General features: G+C 71.3%; 18 protein-coding genes and 1 pseudogene. 4 read left to right on the top strand and 15 right to left on the bottom strand.

The features are described from left to right. Positions 1-2 precede the first annotated feature (2 nt). The 5 genes from cimA to ureA all read right to left on the bottom strand — a co-directional run bounded on the left by cimA (position 3) and on the right by ureA (position 6,253). The gene (gene cimA, locus GLX30_RS10985) at positions 3-1,616 is read right to left on the bottom strand and encodes a citramalate synthase (protein ID WP_159686686.1); all 1,614 of its coding nucleotides are present in this window, start codon (positions 1,614-1,616) and stop codon (positions 3-5) included. Positions 1,617-2,154: 538 nt separating this feature from the next. Further along, positions 2,155-2,709 carry a TetR/AcrR family transcriptional regulator gene (locus GLX30_RS10990; RefSeq protein WP_159694976.1) on the bottom strand — a complete coding sequence of 185 codons (555 nt, stop codon included), beginning with the start codon at positions 2,707-2,709 and terminating at the stop codon, positions 2,155-2,157. Positions 2,710-2,813: 104 nt separating this feature from the next. Then, on the bottom strand, positions 2,814-3,830 hold the full coding sequence (locus tag GLX30_RS10995) for an agmatine deiminase family protein (RefSeq protein WP_159686689.1): 1,017 nt from the start codon (positions 3,828-3,830) through the stop codon (positions 2,814-2,816). A 51-nt stretch (positions 3,831-3,881) separates the two neighbouring features. After that, on the bottom strand, positions 3,882-5,564 hold the full coding sequence (locus GLX30_RS11000) for an urease subunit alpha (protein ID WP_159686704.1): 1,683 nt from the start codon (positions 5,562-5,564) through the stop codon (positions 3,882-3,884). After that, positions 5,564-6,253 carry an urease subunit gamma gene (gene ureA, locus GLX30_RS11005; RefSeq protein ID WP_159686707.1) on the bottom strand — a complete coding sequence of 230 codons (690 nt, stop codon included), beginning with the start codon at positions 6,251-6,253 and terminating at the stop codon, positions 5,564-5,566. The genes GLX30_RS11000 and ureA overlap by 1 nt, the downstream gene beginning before the upstream one ends. A 139-nt stretch (positions 6,254-6,392) precedes the next feature. Between ureA and GLX30_RS11010 the strand changes: the two genes are divergently transcribed. Continuing rightward, positions 6,393-7,814, top strand: a complete 1,422-nt coding sequence (locus GLX30_RS11010; protein WP_159686709.1) for a cytosine permease — start codon at positions 6,393-6,395, stop codon at positions 7,812-7,814. A 72-nt stretch (positions 7,815-7,886) separates the two neighbouring features. Here the strand turns inward: GLX30_RS11010 and GLX30_RS11015 are convergent, their stop codons facing one another. The 5 genes from GLX30_RS11015 to GLX30_RS11030 form a co-directional block, all read right to left on the bottom strand. Further along, positions 7,887-8,993: a branched-chain amino acid aminotransferase gene (locus GLX30_RS11015; RefSeq protein ID WP_159686712.1), complete on the bottom strand. Its 1,107-nt coding sequence runs from the start codon at positions 8,991-8,993 to the stop codon at positions 7,887-7,889. Between the two features lie 259 nt (positions 8,994-9,252). After that, entirely contained in the window at positions 9,253-10,296 is a 1,044-nt protein-coding gene (locus GLX30_RS11020; RefSeq protein ID WP_159686715.1) for a 3-isopropylmalate dehydrogenase, read from the bottom strand. Positions 10,297-10,366: 70 nt separating this feature from the next. After that, on the bottom strand, positions 10,367-10,495 hold the full coding sequence (locus tag GLX30_RS35885) for a hypothetical protein (protein WP_268247338.1): 129 nt from the start codon (positions 10,493-10,495) through the stop codon (positions 10,367-10,369). 274 nt (positions 10,496-10,769) lie between these two features. After that, positions 10,770-10,961 carry a hypothetical protein gene (locus tag GLX30_RS34635; protein WP_208545399.1) on the bottom strand — a complete coding sequence of 64 codons (192 nt, stop codon included), beginning with the start codon at positions 10,959-10,961 and terminating at the stop codon, positions 10,770-10,772. 151 nt (positions 10,962-11,112) lie between these two features. Further along, the gene (locus tag GLX30_RS11030; RefSeq protein ID WP_159686717.1) at positions 11,113-11,520 is read right to left on the bottom strand and encodes a hypothetical protein; all 408 of its coding nucleotides are present in this window, start codon (positions 11,518-11,520) and stop codon (positions 11,113-11,115) included. A gap of 115 nt (positions 11,521-11,635) precedes the next feature. Between GLX30_RS11030 and GLX30_RS11035 the strand changes: the two genes are divergently transcribed. Then, positions 11,636-12,475 carry a DUF1206 domain-containing protein gene (locus GLX30_RS11035; RefSeq protein ID WP_159686720.1) on the top strand — a complete coding sequence of 280 codons (840 nt, stop codon included), beginning with the start codon at positions 11,636-11,638 and terminating at the stop codon, positions 12,473-12,475. Positions 12,476-12,585: 110 nt separating this feature from the next. On the opposite strand, the gene pruA is transcribed toward GLX30_RS11035, so the two are convergent. Together pruA and GLX30_RS11045 are read right to left on the bottom strand one after the other, a co-directional pair. Further along, a complete protein-coding gene (gene pruA / locus GLX30_RS11040; protein ID WP_159686722.1) occupies positions 12,586-14,217 on the bottom strand; it encodes an L-glutamate gamma-semialdehyde dehydrogenase in 1,632 nt (543 codons plus the stop codon). 35 nt (positions 14,218-14,252) lie between these two features. After that, positions 14,253-15,179: a proline dehydrogenase family protein gene (locus tag GLX30_RS11045; RefSeq protein WP_159686725.1), complete on the bottom strand. Its 927-nt coding sequence runs from the start codon at positions 15,177-15,179 to the stop codon at positions 14,253-14,255. A gap of 171 nt (positions 15,180-15,350) precedes the next feature. Between GLX30_RS11045 and GLX30_RS11050 the strand changes: the two genes are divergently transcribed. Beyond that, positions 15,351-16,559 carry a helix-turn-helix domain-containing protein gene (locus tag GLX30_RS11050; protein WP_159686728.1) on the top strand — a complete coding sequence of 403 codons (1,209 nt, stop codon included), beginning with the start codon at positions 15,351-15,353 and terminating at the stop codon, positions 16,557-16,559. Between the two features lie 5 nt (positions 16,560-16,564). On the opposite strand, the gene GLX30_RS11055 is transcribed toward GLX30_RS11050, so the two are convergent. Further along, on the bottom strand, positions 16,565-17,152 hold the full coding sequence (locus tag GLX30_RS11055) for a TetR/AcrR family transcriptional regulator (protein WP_159686731.1): 588 nt from the start codon (positions 17,150-17,152) through the stop codon (positions 16,565-16,567). Positions 17,153-17,249: 97 nt separating this feature from the next. Between GLX30_RS11055 and GLX30_RS11060 the strand changes: the two genes are divergently transcribed. Then, positions 17,250-18,818 carry an MFS transporter gene (locus GLX30_RS11060; protein WP_159686734.1) on the top strand — a complete coding sequence of 523 codons (1,569 nt, stop codon included), beginning with the start codon at positions 17,250-17,252 and terminating at the stop codon, positions 18,816-18,818. A 781-nt stretch (positions 18,819-19,599) separates the two neighbouring features. Here GLX30_RS11060 and serA read toward each other — a convergent pair. Beyond that, positions 19,600-21,191 (bottom strand): annotated as a pseudogene (gene serA, locus GLX30_RS11065) (phosphoglycerate dehydrogenase). Between the two features lie 230 nt (positions 21,192-21,421). Next, positions 21,422-22,423, bottom strand: a complete 1,002-nt coding sequence (gene ilvC, locus GLX30_RS11070; RefSeq protein WP_159686737.1) for a ketol-acid reductoisomerase — start codon at positions 22,421-22,423, stop codon at positions 21,422-21,424. Positions 22,424-22,464: the final 41 nt, after the last annotated feature.

Consider the following 22,464-nt stretch of genomic DNA (forward strand, 5'->3'; position numbering starts at 1 on the left):
CGCTACTCGGTCGGCTCGACGCCGGCGCGCAGCAGACCGTAGGTGTACGCGTCCTCCAGGGCCTGCCAGGACGCGGCGATGATGTTGTCCGCGACGCCGACCGTTGCCCATTCGCCGGTGCCGTCGCCGGTCGTGATCAGCACCCGGGTGGTCGAGCCGGTGCCGTGGCGGCCCTCGAGGATACGGACCTTGTAGTCGACCAGCTCCAGCTTCGCGAGCTGCGGGTAGATCCGTTCCAGGCCCACCCGCATCGCGCGGTCGAGCGCGTTGACCGGTCCGTTGCCCTCCGCGGTGGCGACGATGCGCTCGCCCTTGGCCCACACCTTCACCGTGGCCTCGTTGGCGTGCGTGCCGTCGGGGCGGTCCTCCACGATCGCCCGCCAGGACTCGGTGCGGTAGTAGCGGCGGGCCCTGCCTTCCGCCTCCGCGCGCAGCAGCAGCTCGAACGAGGCGTCGGCGGCCTCGTAGGTGTAGCCCTGGAGCTCGCGCTCCTTGACGCGTTCGACGACCCGGCCGACCAGCTCACGGTCGCCGCCGAGATCGATGCCGAGCTCCTTGCCCTTGAGCTCGATCGAGGCGCGGCCCGCCATGTCGGACACGAGCATCCGCATGGTGTTGCCGACCAGTTCGGGGTCGATGTGCTGGTACAGGTCGGGATCGACCTTGATCGCGGAGGCGTGCAGGCCGGCCTTGTGGGCGAAGGCGGAGACACCCACGTACGGCTGGTGGGTGGACGGCGTGAGGTTGACGACCTCGGCGATGGCGTGCGAGACGCGGGTCATGTCCGCGAGCGCGCCGTCCGGCAGGACCCGCTTGCCGTACTTGAGCTCCAGTGCGGCGACGACCGGGAACAGGTTGGCGTTGCCGACCCGTTCGCCGTAGCCGTTTGCGGTGCACTGGACGTGCGTGGCGCCGGCGTCGACCGCGGCCAGGGTGTTGGCGACGGCGCAGCCGGTGTCGTCCTGGGCGTGGATGCCGAGGCGTGCTCCGGTGTCGGCGAGGACGGTGGAGACCACGGCCTGGACCTGGGCCGGCAGCATGCCGCCGTTGGTGTCGCAGAGGATCACCACGTCGGCGCCGGCCTCGTGCGCGGTCCTGACGACGTTCTTGGCGTACTCCGGGTTCGCGCGGTATCCGTCGAAGAAGTGCTCGCAGTCGACGAATACCCGCCGGCCCTGTTCGCGCAGGTAGGAGACGGTGTCGCGGACCATCTCCAGGTTCTCCTCGAGGGTCGTGCGCAGCGCGAGCTCGACATGGCGGTCGTGGGACTTGGCCACCAGCGTGACCACGGGGGCGCCGGACTCGAGGAGCGCCCTGACCTGCGGGTCCTCGGCGGCCTTGCCGCCGGCGCGGCGGGTGGCGCCGAAGGCGACGAGCTGGGCGTGGCGGAAGGTGATCTCCTTCTGCGCGCGGGCGAAGAACTCCGTGTCGCGGGGGTTCGCGCCCGGCCAGCCGCCCTCGATGAAGCCCACGCCGAAGTCGTCCAGGTGCCGGGCGATGGTCAGCTTGTCCGCGACCGTGAGGTTGATGCCCTCGCGCTGGGCGCCGTCGCGCAGCGTCGTGTCGAAGACATGGAAACTGTCGTCGACCTGCGTGTCCTGGCCGTTGGTGGTCATGCTGTCCTGACTCCTGTCGGATGAGTGGCTCCGGAATGTCTGGCTCCACTTGCCCCCATCATCGCGCGCGGCTCGCATTCGGCCGTGGGTGAGGCCGTAAAACGAAAAAACCCCTCGCGGGTGCGAGAGGTCTGCGCGCGGGTCTGGGGCACGGTGCCGCCTGCCGCGGGATTGCTGTCCACGGGTCAGCGGTCACTGCGGACCGGCGCGCTGCTGCCGATAATCATGGCGAACGAGAGCACGGGGGAAGTCTGCCACAGGTGCGCCGCGGGCTGGACGAGCGTCTCACGATGCGGTCGGCCCTTGTGGGGCGGGGGCGCCGCTGCGGAGCGGGGCCGCTGCGCGGGGCCGTCTCCCCTCCCCGCCCCTTCCCGAAACCGGGCTCCGCCCGGACCTGGACCGCGCTTCGCGCGGTGCCCTCATCGCCGGGCGGGCCCACTTTGTCAGCCTCGCCGGCGATTGAGGCGCGGGGGCCCGTGGGCGGAGCCCCCGGTTTCGGGAAGGGACGGGTAGGGGCCAAGTCCACCCGGTCCGGGCGTCAGCGGAGCAGGGACTCCGACACGAACTCCCCCACGTGCGCCAGCACCTGCTCGCGCCCCGTCCCCGGTATGCCCACGGCGACGTGCACGCTGAAGCCGTCCAGCAGCGCGCGCAGGCGGGAGGCGAAGCGGTCGGGGTCCACCGGGCGGAACTCGCCGCGGGAGACGCCCTCCGCCAGGAGCGCCACCAGGTCCCGGTGCCAGGCGCCCTCGATCGCGGCCTGGCGGCCGTGCATGTCGGCGTCCGCGTTCTGCGAACGGTTCCAGACCTCGAGCCACAGCGTCCAGTGCGGGTCGCGCGGCCCGTCGGGGACGTAGAGGTCGACGTACGCCTCGAGCCGCTCACGGGCCGGCGCCTGCCGGGACAGCAGCGCGCCGCGTTCCGCGCCGAGGCGGCCCTCGCTCCACTCCAGCGTCTGCAGGAGCAGCTCGTCCTTGGTGCGGAAGTAGTAGAGGAGGTGCCCGCTGCTCATCCCGACCTGCCGGCCGAGCCCGGCCATGGTCAGCCCGTCGAGGCCGCGCTCCGCGATGGTGGCCATGGCGGCGGCGAGCAGCTGCTCGCGCGGTGGGGCGGACTGGTTCCGGCGGCGGGGGCCGGCAGGGCTGGTGCTGGTCACCCGTACGTTCTACCCGATCCCGTGCCGTCGGCGGCCCGGAGTCAGACCCGCGGCTGCTGCTGGGTGATGCAGTGGATGCCGCCGCCGCCCGCGAAGATCGCCCTCGCGTCCACCAGCGTCACCGTCCGGTCGGGGAAGAGCCGGCGGAAGATGCCCGCCGCGATCTCGTCGCGGGGGTCGTCGAAGGCACAGAGGACCAGGCCGCCGTTGCACAGGTAGTGGTTGATGTACGAGTAGTCGACCCACTCGCCGTCCTCGTCGCGGAGCTTCGTCGGGGCCGGGACCTCGACGACCTCCAGACGGCGCCCCTTGGCGTCGGTCCGGGCGGAGAGCAGCGCGACGTTCGCCTTGCACAGTTCATGGTCGGGGTGGGACGGATCGGGCTGGGTGTGGACCACGACGACGCCGGGTCGGGCGAAGGCGGCGACGATGTCGACGTGCCCGCGGGTGCCGTACGTGCCGTAGTCGCCGCTCAGGCCGCGCGGCAGCCAGATGGCCTTTGTCGTGCCGAGCCGGGCGTGGATCTCCGCCTCGACCTCCGCGCGGCTCCAGCCGGGGTTCCGCTCGGGGCCGAGCTGGACCGTGTCCGTGAGCAGGACGGTGCCCTCTCCGTCGACGTGGATCGCACCGCCCTCGTTGACCAGCGTTGAGGGGTGCACGGGGACACCCGCGAGGTCCGCGACATGTCGGGCGATCTTGGCGTCGTGCTCCCAGCGCGCCCATTCGGCCGCGCCCCAGCCGTTGAACACCCAGTCCACGGCGGCCAGTTCGGAGCCGTCGGTGATGAAGGTCGGGCCGATGTCGCGCATCCAGGCGTCGTCCAGGTCCCGTTCGACGATCTCGATGTCCGGCCCGAGCAGTTCCCGGGCCGAGGCCACCTGCCCGGTCCCGGCGACCACGGTCACCGGCTCGAAGCGGCGTACGGCCCGGGCCACGGACGCCCATGCCGCGCGGGCTTCCGCGAGTTCCGCCTCGTCGGTGAAGGTCGGATTGGGGCCTGGCCAGGCCATCCAGGTGCGCTCGTGCGGGGCCCATTCGGCCGGCATGCGGAAGGTCACGGCAAGTCCTAAGGCGTCGTTGGCTTGAAGGAGGGGCTCGAAGGGTGGAGCTCAGAGAAAGTAGAGACGGTTCAGCGAGACGGACTCGGCCGGACTCGAGCGCAGCGGGTCACCGTCGAGAGTGACCAGTCCGCTGTGTCCGTCCACCGAGACGTCCCCCAGCCGGGAGTTGAGCAGCAGGTCACCCGGGCCGATGCCGCGGGTGCCGCGCACGGCGACGCGGCGCCGGCGGGTGGGCATCAGGTCGGAGCCGAGGTCCACGGCCGCCTGAGCGACGAACGCCACCGAGATGTCGGCCGGGGTCGCCCCGTAGGCACCGAACTGCGGTCCGAGGACGAGCGGTTCGCAGGTGTCCGTCGCCGCGTTCGGGTCGCCGACGACGCCGTACGCGGGGAACCCCGACTTCAGCACCAGTTGGGGCTTGGCTCCGAAGAACTCGGGCCGCCACAGCACGATGTCGGCCATCTTGCCGGGCTCGATGGAGCCGATCTCGTGGGCGAGTCCGTGCGCGAGGGCGGGATTGATGGTCAGCTTGGCCATGTAGCGCAGGACGCGCGCGTTGTCGTCGTGCGCTCCGTCGCCGTCCAGGGGCCCTCGTTCGGCCTTCATCTTGCCGGCCATGGCGAACGTACGGCGTACGGTCTCCCCCGCGCGTCCCATGCCCTGCGCGTCCGACGACGTGATGCCGATCGCCCCGAGGTCGTGCAGGACGTCCTCGGCGCCCATCGTCCCGGCGCGGATCCGGTCGCGGGCCATCGCCGCGTCGCCCGGCAGGTCGGTCTTGAGGTCGTGGACGGAGACGATCATGCCGTAGTGCTCGGCGACGGCGTCCCGGCCGAAAGGCAGGGTCGGGTTGGTGGACGAGCCGATGACGTTCGGCACGCCCGCCATCTTGAGCACGTTCGGTACGTGCCCTCCGCCGCAGCCCTCGATGTGGAAGGCGTGGATCGTCCGTCCGTCGAGCACCCGCAGGGTGTCCTCGACGGACAGGCACTCGTTCAGTCCGTCGCTGTGCAGGGCGACCTGTACGTCGTGCTCCTCGGCGACCCGCAGCGCGGTGTCGAGGGCGCGGGTGTGGGCGCCCATGTCCTCGTGGACCTTGAAGCCGGACGCGCCGCCCTCTGCGAGCGCCTCGACGAGCGGTGCCGGGTCGGAGGACGAACCGCGGGCGAGGAAGCCGATGTTGACGGGCCAGGCGTCGAAGGCGCCGAAGGCGTGCCGAAGCGCCCAGGGCGAGTTGACGCCCACGCCCCACACGGGGCCGAACTCCTGGCCGATGACGGTGGTGACCCCGGAGGCGAGGGAGGCCTCCATGATGCGGGGCGAGAGCAGGTGGACATGGGTGTCGACGGCGCCCGCGGTGGCGATGAGCCCCTCACCGGAGACGATCGAGGTTCCGGTGCCGACGACGACGTCGACGCCGTCGAGGGTGTCCGGGTTGCCGGCCCGGCCGATGGCGTGGATGCGGCCCTCGCGGATGCCGACGGAGACCTTCCGGATGCCCAGCACGGCGTCGACCACCAGGACGTTGCTGATGACGACGTCGCAGGTCTCCCGGACGGCGGCGGCCTTGAGGTGCAGTCCGTCGCGTGCCGTCTTGCCGAAACCGGCCAGGAACTCGTCGCCGGGCTTCTGTGCGTCGGACTCGACCCGTACGACGAGGCCGGAGTCGCCGAGGACGACCCGGTCCCCGGCGCGGGGTCCGTGCACGGATGCGTACTCGTACGGGTCCATCAGTTCTCCTCCGCTCCGAGGTAGCCGCAGGCCGCCGCCCTGCGCAGGGCTTCTTCCTTCGCGCCGGGCGCGTCGAGCGGTCCGTCGACCAGGCCGGCGAAGCCGATCGCGATCCGGTCTCCGCCGATGGGCAGCAGTCCCACCTCCACGTCACCGCCCGCGTCGAAGCGGACCGACGAGCCCGCGGGGACGGCGAGCCGCATGCCGTAGGCCGCGGCCCGGTCGAAGCGCAGGCGCGGGTTGGCCTCGAAGAAGTGGAAGTGCGAGGTGACGCTGACGGGCACGGTGGCGGTGTTGCGCACCGTCAGCCGCACGGCGGGCGGTGTCTCGTCGTGGGGCGGGGCGGGAAGCAGCGCTCCGGGGGCGATCCCGTTCCCGCCCTGTCCGCCACCGATGGGATCGGAGACGACGGCCAGCCGGGACCCGTCGTCGAAGACGGCCTCCACATGGACCTCTCCCACCACGTCGGCGACGCCGGGGAGGACGTCGTCGGGGCCGAGGACCGAGCGGGCGGCCTCGATGGCCTCCGCGAGCCGGCGACCGTCGCGGGCCGCCTCGCAGACCGTGTCCGCGATGAGCGCGGTGGCCTCCGGGACGTTGAGCCGCAGACCGCGGGCCCTGCGTGCCCGCGCCAGCTCGGCGGCGCCGAAGAGCAGCAGCCGGTCGCGCTCGGTCGGGGTCAGTCGCATGTCACCACACCTCCATCTTTGAGTGCCACTCTAACAAGGGCACCCACCGAAGGATGCATCGACTTGGTACACGGCATGCCTCACATTGAGCAGCATTCAATTTGAACGTCACTCAAACTGTGAAGGTGAGGGACAGCCCATGCCGGTGGAGCAGCGCGGAGTCGACACCGTCCCCGAGGAGGAGCGCACCAGCTCTCCTCGCGATCTCGTCTCGATCCTGCTCGGGTCGAACCTCTGCCTGGGGGTGATCGTCTTCGGCTGGCTCCCGGTCTCGTTCGGCCTCGGACTGTGGCCGTCCGTCACCTCGGTCGTCGCCGGCACCGTCGTGGGCGTGGCCGTCACCGCCCCGCTGGCCCTCGTATCGCTGCGCACGGCGACCAATCTGTCGACGTCCAGCGGCGCGGCCTTCGGTGTCCGCGGCCGGCTCGTGGGATCCGTCGTCGGTCTGCTGCTCTCGCTCGGCTACACGGCACTGACCCTGTGGATCGGCGGCGACGTGGTGATCGGCACGCTGGCACGCCTCGCCGGCCTGCCCACCGGCGGCCTCGCCCACACCATCGTCTACGCACTGCTCGCCGCCTGCACCGTCGTCGGCGCCGTGTACGGCTACCGGCTGCTGCTGCGTCTCAGCAAGGTCCTGGCCGTGGGCATGACCGCACTCCTGCTGCTCGGGATCGTCGCGTACTCCCCGGACCTCACCACGGCGGCGCCGCCGGACACCCCGTACCTGCTGGGGTCGTTCTGGCCGACGTGGGTGCTGTCGGCGGTGGCCGCCGGACTCAGCGGACCGATCGCGTTCATCACCCTGCTCGGTGACTACACCCGCTACATCTCCCCGTTGCGCCACCGCCCGCGCCGCGTGCTCGGCGCCACCTGCGCCGGGCTGACGGCCGGGCTCCTGATCCCGCAGCTCTTCGGTACGTACACGGCACTGGCCGCGCGGGCCGGAGCCGACTACGCCGGCCCGCTCGTCGCCGCGTCCCCTGCCTGGTACCTCGTCCCGCTGCTGATCACCGCCGCGGCGGGTTCGGTCGGCAACGCGGGACTGATGCTGTACTCGATGGGGCTCGACCTCGACGCGATCCTGCCGCGCGCCACCCGCACCCGGGCCACGCTTGTGGTGGCCGTCGTGGCCACGGCGTTCGTGTTCGCCGGCCACTTCGGCTGGGACGCGCGGTCGGCCATGACGTCGTTCGTGCTGCTGCTCACCGCGGTGGGCGCCCCGTGGGCGGTGATCACGCTGATGGCGCACGTCCGCTGCGCGGGCGTGTACGACGCGGAGGCCCTCCAGGTCTACAACCGCCGTGCACGAGGCGGCGTCTACTGGTTCCGGTCCGGCTGGAACCTGCGCGCCACCCTGTCCTGGGCGCTGGGCGCCGCCGTGGGGCTGGCGGCGGTCTCCACACCGCTCTACGAGGGACCGCTGCTCGGCCTCACCGGTGGCATCGACTGCAGCTTCGTCCTGTCGGGTCTGGTGGGAGGCGTGACGTACGCGGCGCTGTGGACAGGAGCAGCCCCCGCCGCCGCGCCGGCGCCGGTCGCGGAGACGGCGACCTCGTGATCGCGACGTCCGCATGAACGCGACGGCCCGCCCCGGCCGGAGCCGGTGCGGGCCGTCGCGGTGACGGGGGCGTCAGCCGAGCTCGTGCATCCAGCCGTGGACGTCCTCGCCGGAGCCCGTCTGGATGTCGAGAAGCGCCTTGCGCAGCCGCATGGTGACCTCGCCCGGCTGTCCGCCGGACTGCGTCCACTCGCCGCGCGCGGACTTCACCCGGCCGACCGGGGTGATCACCGCGGCCGTGCCGCAGGCGAAGACCTCCTTGAGCGTGCCGTTCTCGCTGTCCGCCTGCCACTGCTCGATGGAGATGCGGCCCTCCTCCGACCCGTAGCCGAGGTCCTTGGCCAGGGTGAGGAGCGAGTCGCGGGTGATGCCGGCGAGCAGCGAGCCGGTGAGCTCGGGCGTGACGATCTTCAGGTCCTGGCCGGGGCCGGTCTCGTACACGAAGTACAGGTTCATGCCGCCGAGTTCCTCGACCCAGCGGTGCTCCACGGCGTCGAGGTAGGCGACCTGGTCGCAGCCCTTCTGCGCGGCCTCGGCCTGGGCGAGCAGGGACGCGGCGTAGTTGCCGCCGGTCTTGGCGTCACCCATGCCGCCGGGGACGGCGCGGACCCGGTCCTCGGAGAGCCAGATCGAGACGGGCTTGACGCCGCCGGGGAAGTACGCGCCGGCCGGGGAGGCGATGACCAGGAAGAGGTACTCGTTGGCGGGCTTCACACCCAGACCGACCTCACTCGCGATCATGAACGGGCGGAGGTAGAGGGACGCCTCGCCGCCGTGCGCGGGGACCCACGCCTTGTCCTGCTGGACCAGCGCGTCGCAGGCGGCGATGAACGTGTCGACCGGCAGCTCGGGCATCGCCAGACGGCGGGCGGAACGCTGGAAGCGCTCGGCGTTGGCCTCGGGACGGAAAGTGGCCACGGAGCCGTCGGGGCGGCGGTACGCCTTGAGACCCTCGAAGATCTCCTGCGCGTAGTGCAGGGTCATGTTGGCCGGGTCCATCGACAGCGGCCCGTAAGGAACGAGCTCACCGTCGTGCCAGCCACGCCCCTCCGTCCACCTGATCATCACCATGTGGTCGGTGAAGTGGCGGCCGAATCCCGGATTGGCCAGGATCGCCTCGCGCTCCGCGTCGGACAGCGGGTGCGAGGAAGGCTTGAGCTCGATCGTGGGCGTCGTCATGAGTGCAGTGTCCTTCACCGGTTGTTGTGACGGACCGCGCTCACGCCCACTGCTTGGACATCCGAGCATCGCCGTGCGACACGGCCCACGTCCGATTATCGCCCGTGGGGATCCGTGCAGGGAACGGCGTGAGTACGGCCCAGGTTCTGATGGTGGCACCCGGGGGCCGCACAGGAAAAGCCGCCGGGCGCGGTGGAGAATGCGACCCGGCGGCTTCTGGGGTGTCCGGGGGACGCCCCCGGAAGTCTGATGTCCCGGGTCAGCTCGCTACTCGTACCGCGAGCGCGTCGCCGATCTGGTCCGTGGTGCGGGTCGTGCCCGGCGCACGCTCCGCCAGGTCGGCGGCCACGGCCTCCTCGATGCGGACCGCCTCGGACTCGTGACCGAGGTGGCGCAGCAGAAGGGCGACCGACAGGATCGTGGCGGTCGGGTCGGCCTTCCCCTGGCCGGCGATGTCGGGCGCCGAGCCGTGGACGGGCTCGAACATCGACGGGAATTCGCCGGTCGGGTTGATGTTGCCGGACGCGGCCAGGCCGATGCCGCCGGTCACGGCAGCGGCGAGGTCGGTCAGGATGTCGCCGAAGAGGTTGTCGGTGACGATGACGTCGAAGCGCTCCGGCTGGGTGACGAAGAAGATCGTCGCGGCGTCGACGTGCAGATAGTCGGTGGTGACCTCGGGGTACTCCTGGCCGACCTTGTCGAAGATGTTCTTCCACATGTGCCCTGCGTAGACGAGCACGTTGTTCTTGTGGACGAGCGTCAGCTTCTTGCGGGGACGGGAGTCGGCCCGCTCGTAGGCATCGCGGACGACACGCTCCACGCCGTAGGCCGTGTTGAGGCTGACCTCGGTGGCGACCTCGGCGGGCGTACCGGTGCGCAGGGAACCGCCGTTGCCCGTGTACGGGCCCTCAGTGCCCTCGCGCACGACGACGAAGTCGATGTCGGGGCGACCGGCCAGCGGGGTGGCGGTGTTGGGGAACAGCTTCGACGGACGCAGGTTCACGTAGTGGTCGAAGGCGAACCGCAGCTTCAGCAGCAGACCGCGCTCCAGCACACCGGAGGGCACCGACGGGTCGCCGATGGCGCCGAGGAGGATCGCGTCGTGGTTCTTGAGGGAGTCGAGCTCCGCGTCCGGGAGGGTCTCCCCGGTGCGGTGCCAGCGCTGGGCGCCGAGGTCGTACTCCTTGGTCTCCAGCTTCACATCCTGAGGAAGGATCGCGGCAAGGACCTTCAGGCCCTGCGCCACGACCTCCTGGCCGATGCCGTCACCGGGGACAACTGCGAGATTGATGCTGCGAGACATGTCGGCACCCTACTCCGCGTCCCATCCAATGACATGGCACGTCCACCATATGGACGCGGATGATCGTGGTTCAGTGACCGGTGGAGCCGCCGTTGTCCCGGCGGTCGAGGGCGCGCTGCAGGGCGGCGGCGGCGTTCTTACGGTCGGACTCGCTGGTACGGGAGGCGTGACGGACTCGGCGGGCGGTCGCAGCGGACATGATGATCGACTCCTTGAGATCAGAAGAGATTTCGAGGCGCCGGAAGGGGCGGGGAGCGCGCCGCAGGGGTTGCCTGCCTGGGGGCGCGGACTCGGAACCGCCATTCGCTGGATCGAGCGAGACGTTCGGCTCCTACAAAGCTAGGTCAGCCGGGCCGCTCTGTCTCCACAATTACTCGGACTTCCTACTATCTGAGACGCGATCATGTTTCCGGGACGACAGCGCGCCCGCGGCGGGAGTCGGCGTCCCGGCGCGGGCCCGGGGTGTACCGGCCTCAGATTTCGCAGTCGGTCTCGAAGTCCGCCCCGGCCTCGCCACCGCAGTCGTCCGTGCCGGTGCCGCCGTCGAGCAGATCCCTGCCGGGGCCGCCCAAGAGGGTGTCGTTCCCGGCCCCGGCGTCGGTGCGGTCGGAGCCGCCCACGGCGCCGGCCGACACACCGCTCCGGTCGCGGTTGTCGCCGAACACCGTGTCGTCCCCGCCGCGCCCGTCGATGTGTCTCCCTGCGTGGTGGTGATCACTGGCGCGTGATCCCTTCCGGCGCAGGGCGACGGCACAGCACCCGGCACCCGTCCGGAGCAGGAGGGACGTGCCTCAGGGCCGGGGGCCCCGCGGTCGGTCAGAGCCTGCCGCCGGTGAGGCGGGACAGCGGGCCGCGCTGCTTGAGGCCCGCACGGCGTCCGAGCGCGTACGAACCGGCCACCGCGGTGGCTACGCCCGTCCCGGCTCCTGCCACGATCGCCTTGCGTGCCTTCACGAGCGTCCACACGACGCCTGCCTTGCCGACCGTCGCGCCGGCCGCGGTGGAGGCCGCCTGCTGGACCGTCCTGGCCGCCGTCAGTGCCTTCTCCGTGGCCGCACCGCCGATGCCCTGCGCCACCTCGCCGGTGCGGCGGGCGGTGTCCTGCGCCTTGGACGACGCCTTCGCCGGCGCCTCGGCGGCCGACCGGGCCCGTCCCTGTGCGGCGGCGGCCGTCTTCTTCGTCGTCGTACGTGCCTGGGTCGTCTTCTTCTCGGTCTCAGCCATGCCGTTCGGGTATCCGCCCTCGGCGCCCGCAAACTGAGCCGTCGTCACCACGCGTCGCGCCCGCCGTCCCGTTTCCGGGAGAACCGCCAGGGCATCCGCGTACCGGAGGTGGCCCATGAACGCACGCACATCGACGCTCCCAGGGCGGGCCCGCGCCCGCCGGGCGGCGAACGGTTCCGTCGTCGAAGCCGCCGCGCGCTGGGGGTTCGTGGCACGCGGGGTGATCTACCTGCTCGTCGGAGCGCTGGCTCTGCACATCGCCTTCGGCGGCACCGGCCGCCAGGCGGACCGCGGCGGCGCGCTCACCCAGCTGTCGGAACAGCCGTTCGGCTCCGCGCTGTTGTGGGCGCTGGGTGCCGGGCTGACCGGCATGGCACTGTGGCGGCTCTCCGAAGCGCTCTTCGGCGCCGCGGGAGCCGACGGGCACAAGACGCACAAGCGGCTGCTGTCCGCGGGCCGCTGCGTCTTCTACGGGTTCGTCGCCTACTCCGTCCTCGCGTTCGCCGCGGGTGAGAGCGGCAGCGGCAGCGGCTCGAGCGACCGGCAGTCGCAGGACGTGACGGCCAGGACGCTGGAGCTGCCCGGGGGCCGGTGGATCGTCGGTCTGGCCGGTGCCGGCATCGTCGTCGCCGGTGCCTGGGTCGCCGTGCGCGCCGCGCTGCGCAAGTACCGCAAGCACCTGAAGCAGGGCGGCATGACGCGCCGGACCCGGCGGCTGATCGACGTGACGGGCGTCGCGGGCGGTGTGGCACGCGGGGTGCTGTTCGCGGCGGTCGGCGTGTTCGTCGTGCTCGCGGCGCTCACCTACGAACCGGAAAGGGCGAAGGGGTTCGACGACACCCTGAGGTCCTTCGCCGAAACTCCCGCGGGGCCCTGGCTGTTGGTGATCGTCGCCGCGGGGCTGGTGCTGTTCGGTGTCTTCTCGTTCGCGATGGCGCGCAGGCGCCGGTTCTGAACAGGACCGGGCCAAGTCGACAGGGCGTGCGGCGGGGCCACATGGAAACCGCCCCCGTTCCGGCGTGGGGGCCGGGACGGGGGCGGAGCCTCGGGGGGGCGACCGGAAGGTCAGCCCATGTGCGGGTAGGAGTAGTCGGTCGGCGGGACCAGCGTCTCCTTGATGGCACGGGTCAGCGTCCAGCGCATCAGGTTCTGCGGGGCGCCGGCCTTGTCGTTGGTGCCGGAGGCGCGGCCGCCACCGAAGGGCTGCTGGCCGACGACGGCGCCGGTCGACTTGTCGTTGATGTAGAAGTTGCCCGCCGCGTAGCGGAGCTTCTCCATCGCGTGGGCCGCCGCGGCCCGGTCACCGGCGATGATCGAGCCGGTCAGCGCGTACGCCGACACCGACTCCATCTGCTCCAGCATCTCCTCGTACTTGTCGTCCTCGTAGACGTGGACGGCGAGGATCGGGCCGAAGTACTCGGTCGTGAAGACCTCGTTGGCGGCGTCGGAGCACTCGATGACGGTCGGGCGGACGAAGTAGCCGACCGAGTCGTCGTAGCTGCCGCCCGCGACGACCGTGCAGGACGGGTCCGACGTCGCGCGGTCGATGGCGGCCTTGTTCTTGGCGAAGGCGCGCTCGTCGATCACGGCGCCGATGAAGTTCGACAGGTCGGTGACGTCACCCATCTTGATGGCGTCGACCTCGGCCGCGAACTCCTCCTTGAAGCCGGAGTTCCAGATCGAGGCCGGGACGTAGGCGCGCGAGGAAGCGGAGCACTTCTGGCCCTGGAACTCGAAGGAGCCGCGGGTCAGCGCGGTCTTCAGCACCGCGCGGTCGGCGCTGGGGTGCGCGACGACGAAGTCCTTGCCGCCCGTCTCACCGACGATGCGCGGGTAGGACCGGTACTTCTCGATGTTGTTGCCGACCGTCTTCCACAGGTGCTGGAAGGTCTTGGTCGAGCCGGTGAAGTGGATACCGGCGAGCATCGGGTGCTCGAGGGCCACCTCGGAGACGGCGATGCCGTCGCCGGTCACCAGGTTGATGACGCCCTTGGGCAGACCGGCCTCCTCCAGCAGCTGCATCAGCAGCACGGCGGCGTGGGTCTGCGTCGGGGACGGCTTCCAGACGACGACATTGCCCATGAGCGCGGGCGCGGTCGGCAGGTTGCCGGCGATGGCGGTGAAGTTGAACGGGGTGATCGCGTAGACGAAGCCCTCGAGCGGGCGGTGGTCCAGACGGTTCCACACACCCGGCGAGTTGGCCGGGGGCTGCTCGGCGAGCAGGTCACGCGCGTACTTGACGTTGAAGCGCCAGAAGTCGACGAGCTCGCAGGGGGTGTCGATCTCGGCCTGCTGGGCGGTCTTCGACTGGCCGAGCATGGTGGAGGCGGCCATCGTCTCGCGCCACGGGCCGGCCAGCAGCTCGGCGGCGCGCAGGATGATCGCGGCACGGTCGTCGAAGGACATCGCGCGCCAGGCGGGAGCGGCGTCGAGGGCGGCGTCGATCGCGTCCTGCGCGTCCTGCCGGGTGGCGCCGGCGAAGGTGCCGATGACGGCCTTGTGGTTGTGCGGCTGTACGACGTCGACACGCTCGCCGCCGCCCATCCGCTTCACGCCGCCGATGGTCATCGGCAGCTCGATCGGGTTCTCGGCCAGCTCCTTGAGCTTGGCCTCGAGGCGGGCGCGCTCGGGCGAACCGGGGGCGTAGCCGTGCACCGGCTCGTTGACCGGGGCGGGGACCTGGGTCACAGCGTCCATGGGTTCCGTTGCTCCTTAGCGAGGGGTGGGAGGGCTCAGCCCTTGGTGATCATCGAGCGGAGGAAGAAGAGCAGGTTGGCCGGCTTTTCCGCCAGGCGGCGCATGAAGTAGCCGTACCAGTCGGTGCCGTAGGCGGTGTAGACCCGCATCCGGTGGCCCTCCGCCGCGAGGCGGACGTGCTCGTCACCGCGGATGCCGTACAGCATCTGGAACTCGTAGTCGTCGAGCTTGCGCCCGGCGCTGCGCGCCAGCTCCTGGGTGATGGCGATCAGACGCGGGTCGTGCGACCCGATCATCGGGTAGCCGTCGCCCTCCATCAGGATCTTCAGGACGCGGACGTACGCCTTGTCGATCTCGGCCTTGTCCTGGTACGCGACGGAGGCGGGCTCCTTGTACGCGCCCTTCACGATGCGGACCCGACTGCCGGCCTCGGAGAGGCGGCGGGCGTCGTCCTCGGTGCGGAACAGGTAGGCCTGGATCACGCAGCCGGTCTGCGGGAAGTCCTTGCGGAGCTCCTCGTGGATGGCAAACATCGAGTCGAGGGTGGTGTGGTCCTCGGCATCCAGCGTAACCGTGGTGCCGATGGCGGCGGCGGCCTCGACGACCGGTCGGACGTTGGCGAGGGCCAGCTCGTGGCCGCCCTCGAGGGACTGGCCGAACATCGACAGTTTGACCGACATCTCGGCCTTGGTGCCGAGGCCCAGACCCGCGAGCTGTTCGATCAGCTCGAGGTAGGCGTCGCGGGCGGCGGCGGCCTGCTCGCGGGTGGTGATGTCCTCGCCGACGACGTCGAGGGTGACCTCGAGGCCCTTGGCCACGGCCTCCTTGACGACCGGAACGACCTGCTCGACCGTCTCACCGGCGATGAACCGGGCGACGACCTGCTTGGTCCCCGGGGCGGCCGACACGAAGCGGCGCATCTTGTCGCTGCGCGAAGCGGCGAGGATCACGGGACCCAGCACGGGGCACCTCCACGGAACAGGTGTTGAAGTGGCCGAGACCGAAAGCTTGAGGAAACGGCACGAAGAACCACCCTGAACCTAAGGATGGCGCGGACGCCGGGCCATCGACAGCTGTCACGCATCCGTGTCCCGGATCTCAGACATATGTCTGAAGGGTGCGAGAATGGCGGCGTGAAGGGCGACTACCAGGACCTCGTCGACGAGATCTCCGCACTGCTGGCCATGCCCGCGACGCTGGAGAACCGGGACTTCGGCCTGATCGCCTTCGGCGCCCACGACAGCGACAGCGCCTTCGACGAGACCACCCTGGATCCGGTCCGCACCCGCTCGATCCTGACCCGACGGTCGACCCCGGCGGTGCGCGCCTGGTTCGAGGGCTTCGGCATCACCCGCGCCACCGGCCCGGTCCGTATCCCCGCCGCCCCGGACGCGGGCGTCTACCGCGACCGGATCTGTCTGCCCGTGCGCCACCGCGGCGTCGCCCTCGGGTACGTGTGGCTGCTCGACGCGGAGCCGGGGCCGTCGGCCGCCCAGCTGTCCGCCGCGATGGAGGTCGCCGACCGGATCGGCACCCTCCTCGCGGACGAGGAACGGGTCGGCGCGGACCTCTCCCGGGAGCTGCGGGCCGTGCTGGCGGCGGAACGGGGCTGGCAGTACGACATGGCGGTGGCCGAGCTGGCCACCGGGCTGGGCACCGATGCGGAGGGGCTGCACACGCTGGTGTGCGTGACGCCGTGGACCGCGGGCGACGCCCCGTCCGTGCGTTCGCTCCCCGGGGCCTCCGCCCTCTGCACGGTGCCCCTGCCCGTACGGTCCGGCGGTGGGCGTCCCGTGCTACCGGAGACCTCCGGCGAGGCACCCGGCGGTCCGGCCGGTGCAGTGGCCGCGCTCGTACGGCTCCGTTCCGCGGACAGCCTCTCCCCCGCGATCTCGGCGGCGTCCCGCCTGGTGGACACGGCGGGCGGCGGCGAGGCGGCCGCCGGCGTGGCGACACCGCTGCGCGGACTCGCCGCCCTGGGGCGCGCCTGGCACGAGGCGGCTGCCGCCGCCCGGGCCGCGCGGGCACAGACACGGCTCGGGCCCGTCGCCCGATGGTCGGACATCGGCCCGTACCGCCTGCTGACCGCTCTGCCCGCGGAGGCCGCGGAGGATCCCGCGGTGGGCGAACTGCTGCACCCCTCGCACCGCGAACTGGCCCGCACCGCGGAGGTTTTCCTCGACTGCGCCGGCCAGGCCGGGCGCACGGCCACGGCGCTGGGGATCCACCGCCAGACGCTCTACTACCGGCTCGGCCGCGTCGAGCAGCTCACCGGTCTGGACCTCGACGACGGCGAACACCGGCTCCTGCTGCACATGGCCCTCAAGAGCGCCCGGCTGTAAGCGGGTCACGACGTCCCGCCGGCCGCCTTCATGACCCGCCGCAGCCCCTCGGCGAGTTCATCCGCGCGGGTCGCGGTCGCCGGGTCGAACGACCACTGCGCGATGAGCCCCATCATCAGTGTCATGTAGAACTTCCCGAGCGTGTCGACGTCCTCCTCGGCGACGTCGGCCTCCGCACCACCCATGAACATGGGGATGATGCCCCGAGCGCCTTCACGCTGGGCCCGGGCCAGATGGTCGCGCACGGCGGGCAGTTGATCGCCCATGACGACGATCTCCATGCTCAGGTGCCACAGGGAGTCCGGGCCGGACATGGTGGCGATGATGTTGCTCCAGACCTCCTGGAAGCGGTCCGTCGAACCGGGGGGCGTCCCCGTGGTCGCCTCCTCCGTGGCGTCGAAGTGGTCGGCGACGCCCTCGACCAGGGCGACGTACGCCTCCGCCAGCAGCGCGTCCTTCGAGCCGTAGTGGTACCCGATCGAGGCCAGGTTGGTCCCCGACTCCCTGACGATGTCCCGCGCCGTGGTGCGCACGAAGCCCTTTTCCACCAGGCAGCGCTTGGCGCCCTCGAGCAGATCCTCGCGATGTCCCATGACGGGCAGCGTAGCGGCATGCCATACGAGCGTTCTATACGCATGTTTTAAACAAGCGTTCTAGACAGTCGTTTAGTACGCCCGTACATTGCTGCGCATGACCTCACCGAGTGCCACCGCGCCCCTTGCCGGCCGCCGCGAATGGACCGCCTTCGTCGTCCTTCTGCTCCCGCTCCTCCTGGTCTCCATGGACGTCTCCGTCCTCTACTTCGCGATCCCCGCCATCAGCCTCGAGCTGGACCCGAGCGGCACACAGCAGCTGTGGATCTTCGACATCTACGCCTTCGCCCTCGCCGGGCTGCTGATGACCATGGGGTCGCTCGGCGACCGCATCGGCCGCCGCAGGCTCCTCCTCGCCGGGGCGGTCGCGTTCGGCGTCGCCTCGATCGGCGCCGCGTACGCGCAGAACGCCGAGATGCTCATCGTCGCGCGGGCGTTGCTCGGCATCGGCGGCGCGACCCTGATGCCCTCGACCATGGCCCTGGTGCGGAACTTGTTCCGCGACGGCAAGCAGCGCACCAAGGCGATCGGCATCTGGTCCGGGTGCATGGCGGGCGGCATCGCGCTCGGCTCCGTGATGGGCGGCGTGATGCTGGACCACTTCTGGTGGGGCTCGGTCTTCCTCGTCAACGTGCCCGCCATGGTGCTCCTGCTGGTCCTGGTGCCGGTCCTGGTACCGGAGTTCAAGGACCCGGCCCCCGGCCGCTTCGACCTGCTGAGCGTGCCGCTGTCGATGGGCGCCGTACTGCCCGTCGTCCACGGGCTCAAGGAGATCGCCGCGAACGGCTACGGCATGGTCCCGGCGATGAGCATCACGGTCGGCCTCGCGATCGGATACGTCTTCGTACGGCGGCAGCGGGTCCGCGACGACGCGATGATCGGCAGGGAGCTTTTCCGGGCGCGCGGCTTCGGCCCGGGCGTCGCCCTCAACACCGTCGCCATGTTCGCCATGATGGGCTCCGCCTACTTCACCACGCAGTACCTGCAGTCCGTGCTCGGCATGGGGCCGCTGGAGGCCGCGCTGTGGAGCACCGCGCCCTCGCTCGCCGTCGGCGTCGCCGCCCCGGTGGCCGGCACGATCGCCGCCAGGACCGACCGTGCCAGGGTGATCGCCGCCGGCTTCCTGATCGCGGCGGCCGGGTTCGTCCTGCTGCTGCTGTCCGGCACCGACTCGCTGTGGATCGTGCTCGGCGGCGCCGCCGTCATCGGCTGCGGCATCGTCACCGTGATGGCGCTCGTCTCCGACCTGGCACTCGCCGCGGCACCGCCCGAGAAGGCCGGATCGGCGGCGTCGCTGCTCGAGACGGGACAGGAATTCGGCGGCGCGCTGGGCATGGCCGTACTGGGCAGCATCGGCGCAGCGGTCTACCGCAGGGACATCACCGCCTCGGCCCCCGCGGGCCTGTCGCCGGAGGCCCTGGACACCGCCCGCGAGACCCTCGGCGGCGCGAGCGCCGTCGCCTCGGAACTGGGCGGCCCCGCCGGGGCGGAACTTCTCGCGACGGCGCGTGACGCGTTCGTGCACGGGATGCACGGCGCGGCGATCGGCGGGGCGGTGCTGGTGGTGGCCGGCGCGGGGTGCGCGGTGCTGATGCGACGGGGCGTGCGGGGCGCCGGGGGCGGCGCGGAGGAGGGAGCGGCGGCGCGGGGCGAGTTGGTGCGGTAGCCGCTGCGCGGGGCGTGTTCCCCTACCCGCCCCTTCCCGGAACCGGGCTCCGCCCGGACCCGGCACCGCGCTCCGCGCGGTGTTTCGGGGGCTCTGCCCCCGGGCGCCCGCACCTCAATCTTCCCCTACGGCCTGGCGGCCGTGGGAGTGCCCCCAGCGGGGCTGAAGTCGCCCGGCAACGCCGGGGCCGCCGGCAGGGCTGAATGCCGCGCAGCGGCATGTCCGGCCCGCCCGGCGATCGAGGCCACCGCGCGAAGCGCGGTACGCCGCCGGCGGGCGGTACCGTCCGCCGGCGGCGTACCGGGTCTGCGGGGCGGTACGGTCCGCAGACCGGGACCGGGGCCCCCAGGGCGGTACGGCCCGCAGTACGGGACCGGGCCCGCAGGGCGGTACGGCCCGCAGTACGGGACCGGGCCCGCAGGGCGGTACGGCCCGCAGTACGGGACCGGGCCCGCAGGGCGGTACGGGTTCGCAGCGAGGTACGGTCCGCAGCGCGGTACGGTCCGCAGCGCGGAACCGGGGCCCGCAGCAAGGTACGGTCCGCAGCGCGGTACCGGGCCCACAGGGCGGTACCGGGCCCACAGGGCGGTACCGGGCCCGCAGCGCGGTACCGGGGCCCGCAGCGCGGGACGGGCCCGAGGCCCTTCCCGGTCCGGGAAGGCGGGGAACACGCCCCGCCGCAGGCGACACGCACCCGCCCGCGCACGGCGAAGGGGCCCGGGAGACCCGGGCCCCTTCGCCGTGCGTCGGGCTCCGCCGCGTCGAGACGCGAAACGGCGGATCAGTCCACCAGGTTCACCGACCGCGCCGACGTCGCGCCGATCTCGTCCGAGATCTCCGCCAGCACCGCCGGCGGCACCGTGTCGTCGACGGTCAGGACGACGAGCGCCTCGCCGCCCTCCTCCGCCCGCGACACCTGCATGCCGGCGATGTTGAGACCGGCCTCGCCGAGGATCCGGCCCACGGTGCCGACAACGCCCGGGCGGTCCTCGTAGCGCAGGACGGCCATGTGATCGGCGAGCGCCAGGTCCACGTCGTGCTCGCCGATCGCGACGATCTTCTGGAGGTGCTTGGGGCCGGCCAGTGTTCCGGAGACCGCGACCTCCTCGCCGCCGGAGAGCGTGCCGCGCACGGTGACGACGTTGCGGTGGTCGGGGGACTCCGAGCTCGTCGTCAGGCGGACCTCGACACCGCGCTCCTGCGCGAACAGCGGCGCGTTGACGTAGCTGACGGTCTCGTCGACGACGTCCTCGAACACGCCCTTGAGCGCGGACAGTTCGAGCACCTTGACGTCGTGCTGGGTGATCTCGCCGTAGACCTCGACGTCGAGGCGGACCGCGACCTCGCCCGCGAGGGCGGTGAAGATGCGGCCGAGCTTCTCGGCGAGCGGCAGGCCGGGGCGCACGTCCTCGGCGATCACGCCGCCCTGGACGTTGACCGCGTCCGGTACGAGCTCGCCGGCGAGGGCGAGGCGCACCGAGCGGGCGACGGCGATGCCGGCCTTCTCCTGGGCCTCGTCCGTGGAGGCGCCGAGGTGCGGGGTGCACACGACCTGGTCGAGCTCGAAGAGCGGCGAGTCGGTGCAGGGCTCCTTGGCGTACACGTCGAGGCCGGCGCCGGCGACGCGGCCCTCCTTGAGCGCCGTGTACAGCGCCTGCTCGTCGACGATACCGCCGCGCGCGGCGTTGACGATGCGGACGGCCGGCTTGACCTTGTGCAGCGCCTCGTCACCGATCAGCCCGAGCGTCTCGGGAGTCTTCGGCAGGTGGACGGTGATGAAGTCGGAGACCTCGAGCAGCTCGTCGAGGGACAGCAGCTTGACGCCCATCTGCGCGGCGCGGGCCGGCTGCACGTAGGGGTCGTACGCGACGATCTTCATGCCGAACGCGGACATGCGCTGGGCGACCAGGACACCGATGCGGCCGAGGCCGACGACGCCGAGGGTCTTCTCGCTCAGCTCGACGCCGGTGTACTTCGAGCGCTTCCACTCGCCGTTCTTCAGCGCGGTGTTGGCCTGGGGATGTTGCGCGCGGTGGCGACGAGCAGGCCACAGGCGAGCTCGGCGGCGGTGACGATGTTGGACGTCGGGGCGTTGACGACCATCACGCCGGCCTTGGTGGCGGCGGACACGTCGACGTTGTCCAGACCGACGCCCGCGCGGGCGACGACACGCAGCTTCTTGGCGGCGGCGATGGCCTCGGCGTCGACCTTCGTGGCGGAGCGGACCAGGATCGCGTCGACGTCGGCGATGGCGGGGATGAGCTCCGCGCGGTCGGCGCCGTTGCAGTGCCGGATCTCGAAGTCCGGGCCCAGCGCGTCGACGGTGGCGGGCGACAGCTCTTCAGCGATGAGTACGACAGGTTTCGAGCTCACGTGAGTCCTCACAGATGCAGTGCGGACGGCCGTCCCGACGGCCGCAGGCGGTGGAGGGGGCAAGCCGCGTGGAAGACGCACGACACTGTGGGCCTGACGCGATGGTGTTGTTGAGCAGTGTAGTGGTGCCGCACGGTGCGTCTTGCGCCTCGTTGGCAGGATCACTCGTCCGTGGATGGACGAAGTGGCGGAGGCGAGGGGACCGGGAACCGGCCCCCTCGCCCGAGGGCTCACGCCTCGTCGTTGTCGACCCAGCTCATGAGCTTGCGCAGCTCCTTGCCCGTGGTCTCGAGCAGGTGCTCGGAGTCCTGGGTCTTGTACTCGTTGTACTTCTTCAGACCGCCGTGGTACTCGTCCATCCAGTTCTTGGCGAAAGTGCCGTCCTGGATCTCGGCGAGGACCTTCTTCATCTCGGCCTTGGTCTGGTCCGTGATGATCCGCGGGCCGGTGATGTAGTCGCCCCACTCGGCGGTCTCGGAGACCGACCAGCGCATCTTCTCGAGGCCGCCCTCGTACATGAGGTCCACGATCAGCTTCAGCTCGTGGAGGCACTCGAAGTAGGCGATCTCCGGCTGGTAGCCGGCCTCGGTCAGCGTCTCGAAGCCCGCCTTGACCAGTGCGGAGGCACCACCGCAGAGCACGGCCTGCTCACCGAACAGGTCGGTCTCGGTCTCCTCGGTGAAGGTCGTCTTGATGACGCCGGCGCGGGTGCCGCCGATGGCCTTGGCGTACGAGAGGGCCAACGCGAAGGCGTTGCCGGTGGCGTCCTGCTCGACGGCGGCGATCGCCGGAACGCCGCGGCCCTCTTCGTACTGGCGGCGCACCAGGTGGCCCGGGCCCTTCGGGGCGACCAGGGCGACGTCGACGCCGGCCGGGGCCTTGATGAAGCCGAAGCGGACGTTGAAGCCGTGGGCGAAGAACAGCGCGTCGCCGTCCTTCAGGTTGTCCTTGACGGACTCCTCGTAGACCTGAGCCTGGATCGGGTCCGGGATCAGGATCATGATGACGTCGGCCTCGGCGGCGGCCTCGGCGGGCGTCACGACGCGCAGGCCCTGCTCCTCGGCCTTGGCCTTGGACCTGGAGCCCTCGTGCAGACCGACACGGACGTCGACACCCGAGTCACGCAGCGACAGCGCGTGGGCGTGACCCTGGCTGCCGTAGCCGATGACCGCGACCTTGCGGTTCTGGATGATGGACAGGTCGGCATCGTCGTCGTAGAACAGCTCGGCCACTGGGATATCTCCTTGGAGTGCTGGTGTTGCGTCCCACCGTA

Source organism: Streptomyces sp. Tu 2975 (genome assembly GCF_009832925.1).
Lineage (GTDB): Bacteria > Actinomycetota > Actinomycetes > Streptomycetales > Streptomycetaceae > Streptomyces.

What these genes read in the sequence shown, in the direction of transcription:
- cimA (WP_159686686.1), bottom strand. Translation starts at nt 1,616, where the DNA reads ATGACCACCAACGGCCAGGACACGCAGGTCGACGACAGTTTCCATGTC.
- GLX30_RS11000 (WP_159686704.1), bottom strand. Translation starts at nt 5,564, where the DNA reads ATGGACCCGTACGAGTACGCATCCGTGCACGGACCCCGCGCCGGGGAC.
- ureA (WP_159686707.1), bottom strand. Translation starts at nt 6,253, where the DNA reads ATGCGACTGACCCCGACCGAGCGCGACCGGCTGCTGCTCTTCGGCGCC.
- GLX30_RS11010 (WP_159686709.1), top strand. Translation starts at nt 6,393, where the DNA reads ATGCCGGTGGAGCAGCGCGGAGTCGACACCGTCCCCGAGGAGGAGCGC.
- GLX30_RS11015 (WP_159686712.1), bottom strand. Translation starts at nt 8,993, where the DNA reads ATGACGACGCCCACGATCGAGCTCAAGCCTTCCTCGCACCCGCTGTCC.
- GLX30_RS11020 (WP_159686715.1), bottom strand. Translation starts at nt 10,296, where the DNA reads ATGTCTCGCAGCATCAATCTCGCAGTTGTCCCCGGTGACGGCATCGGC.
- GLX30_RS35885 (WP_268247338.1), bottom strand. Translation starts at nt 10,495, where the DNA reads ATGTCCGCTGCGACCGCCCGCCGAGTCCGTCACGCCTCCCGTACCAGC.
- GLX30_RS11030 (WP_159686717.1), bottom strand. Translation starts at nt 11,520, where the DNA reads ATGGCTGAGACCGAGAAGAAGACGACCCAGGCACGTACGACGACGAAG.
- GLX30_RS11035 (WP_159686720.1), top strand. Translation starts at nt 11,636, where the DNA reads ATGAACGCACGCACATCGACGCTCCCAGGGCGGGCCCGCGCCCGCCGG.
- pruA (WP_159686722.1), bottom strand. Translation starts at nt 14,217, where the DNA reads ATGGACGCTGTGACCCAGGTCCCCGCCCCGGTCAACGAGCCGGTGCAC.
- GLX30_RS11055 (WP_159686731.1), bottom strand. Translation starts at nt 17,152, where the DNA reads ATGGGACATCGCGAGGATCTGCTCGAGGGCGCCAAGCGCTGCCTGGTG.
- GLX30_RS11060 (WP_159686734.1), top strand. Translation starts at nt 17,250, where the DNA reads ATGACCTCACCGAGTGCCACCGCGCCCCTTGCCGGCCGCCGCGAATGG.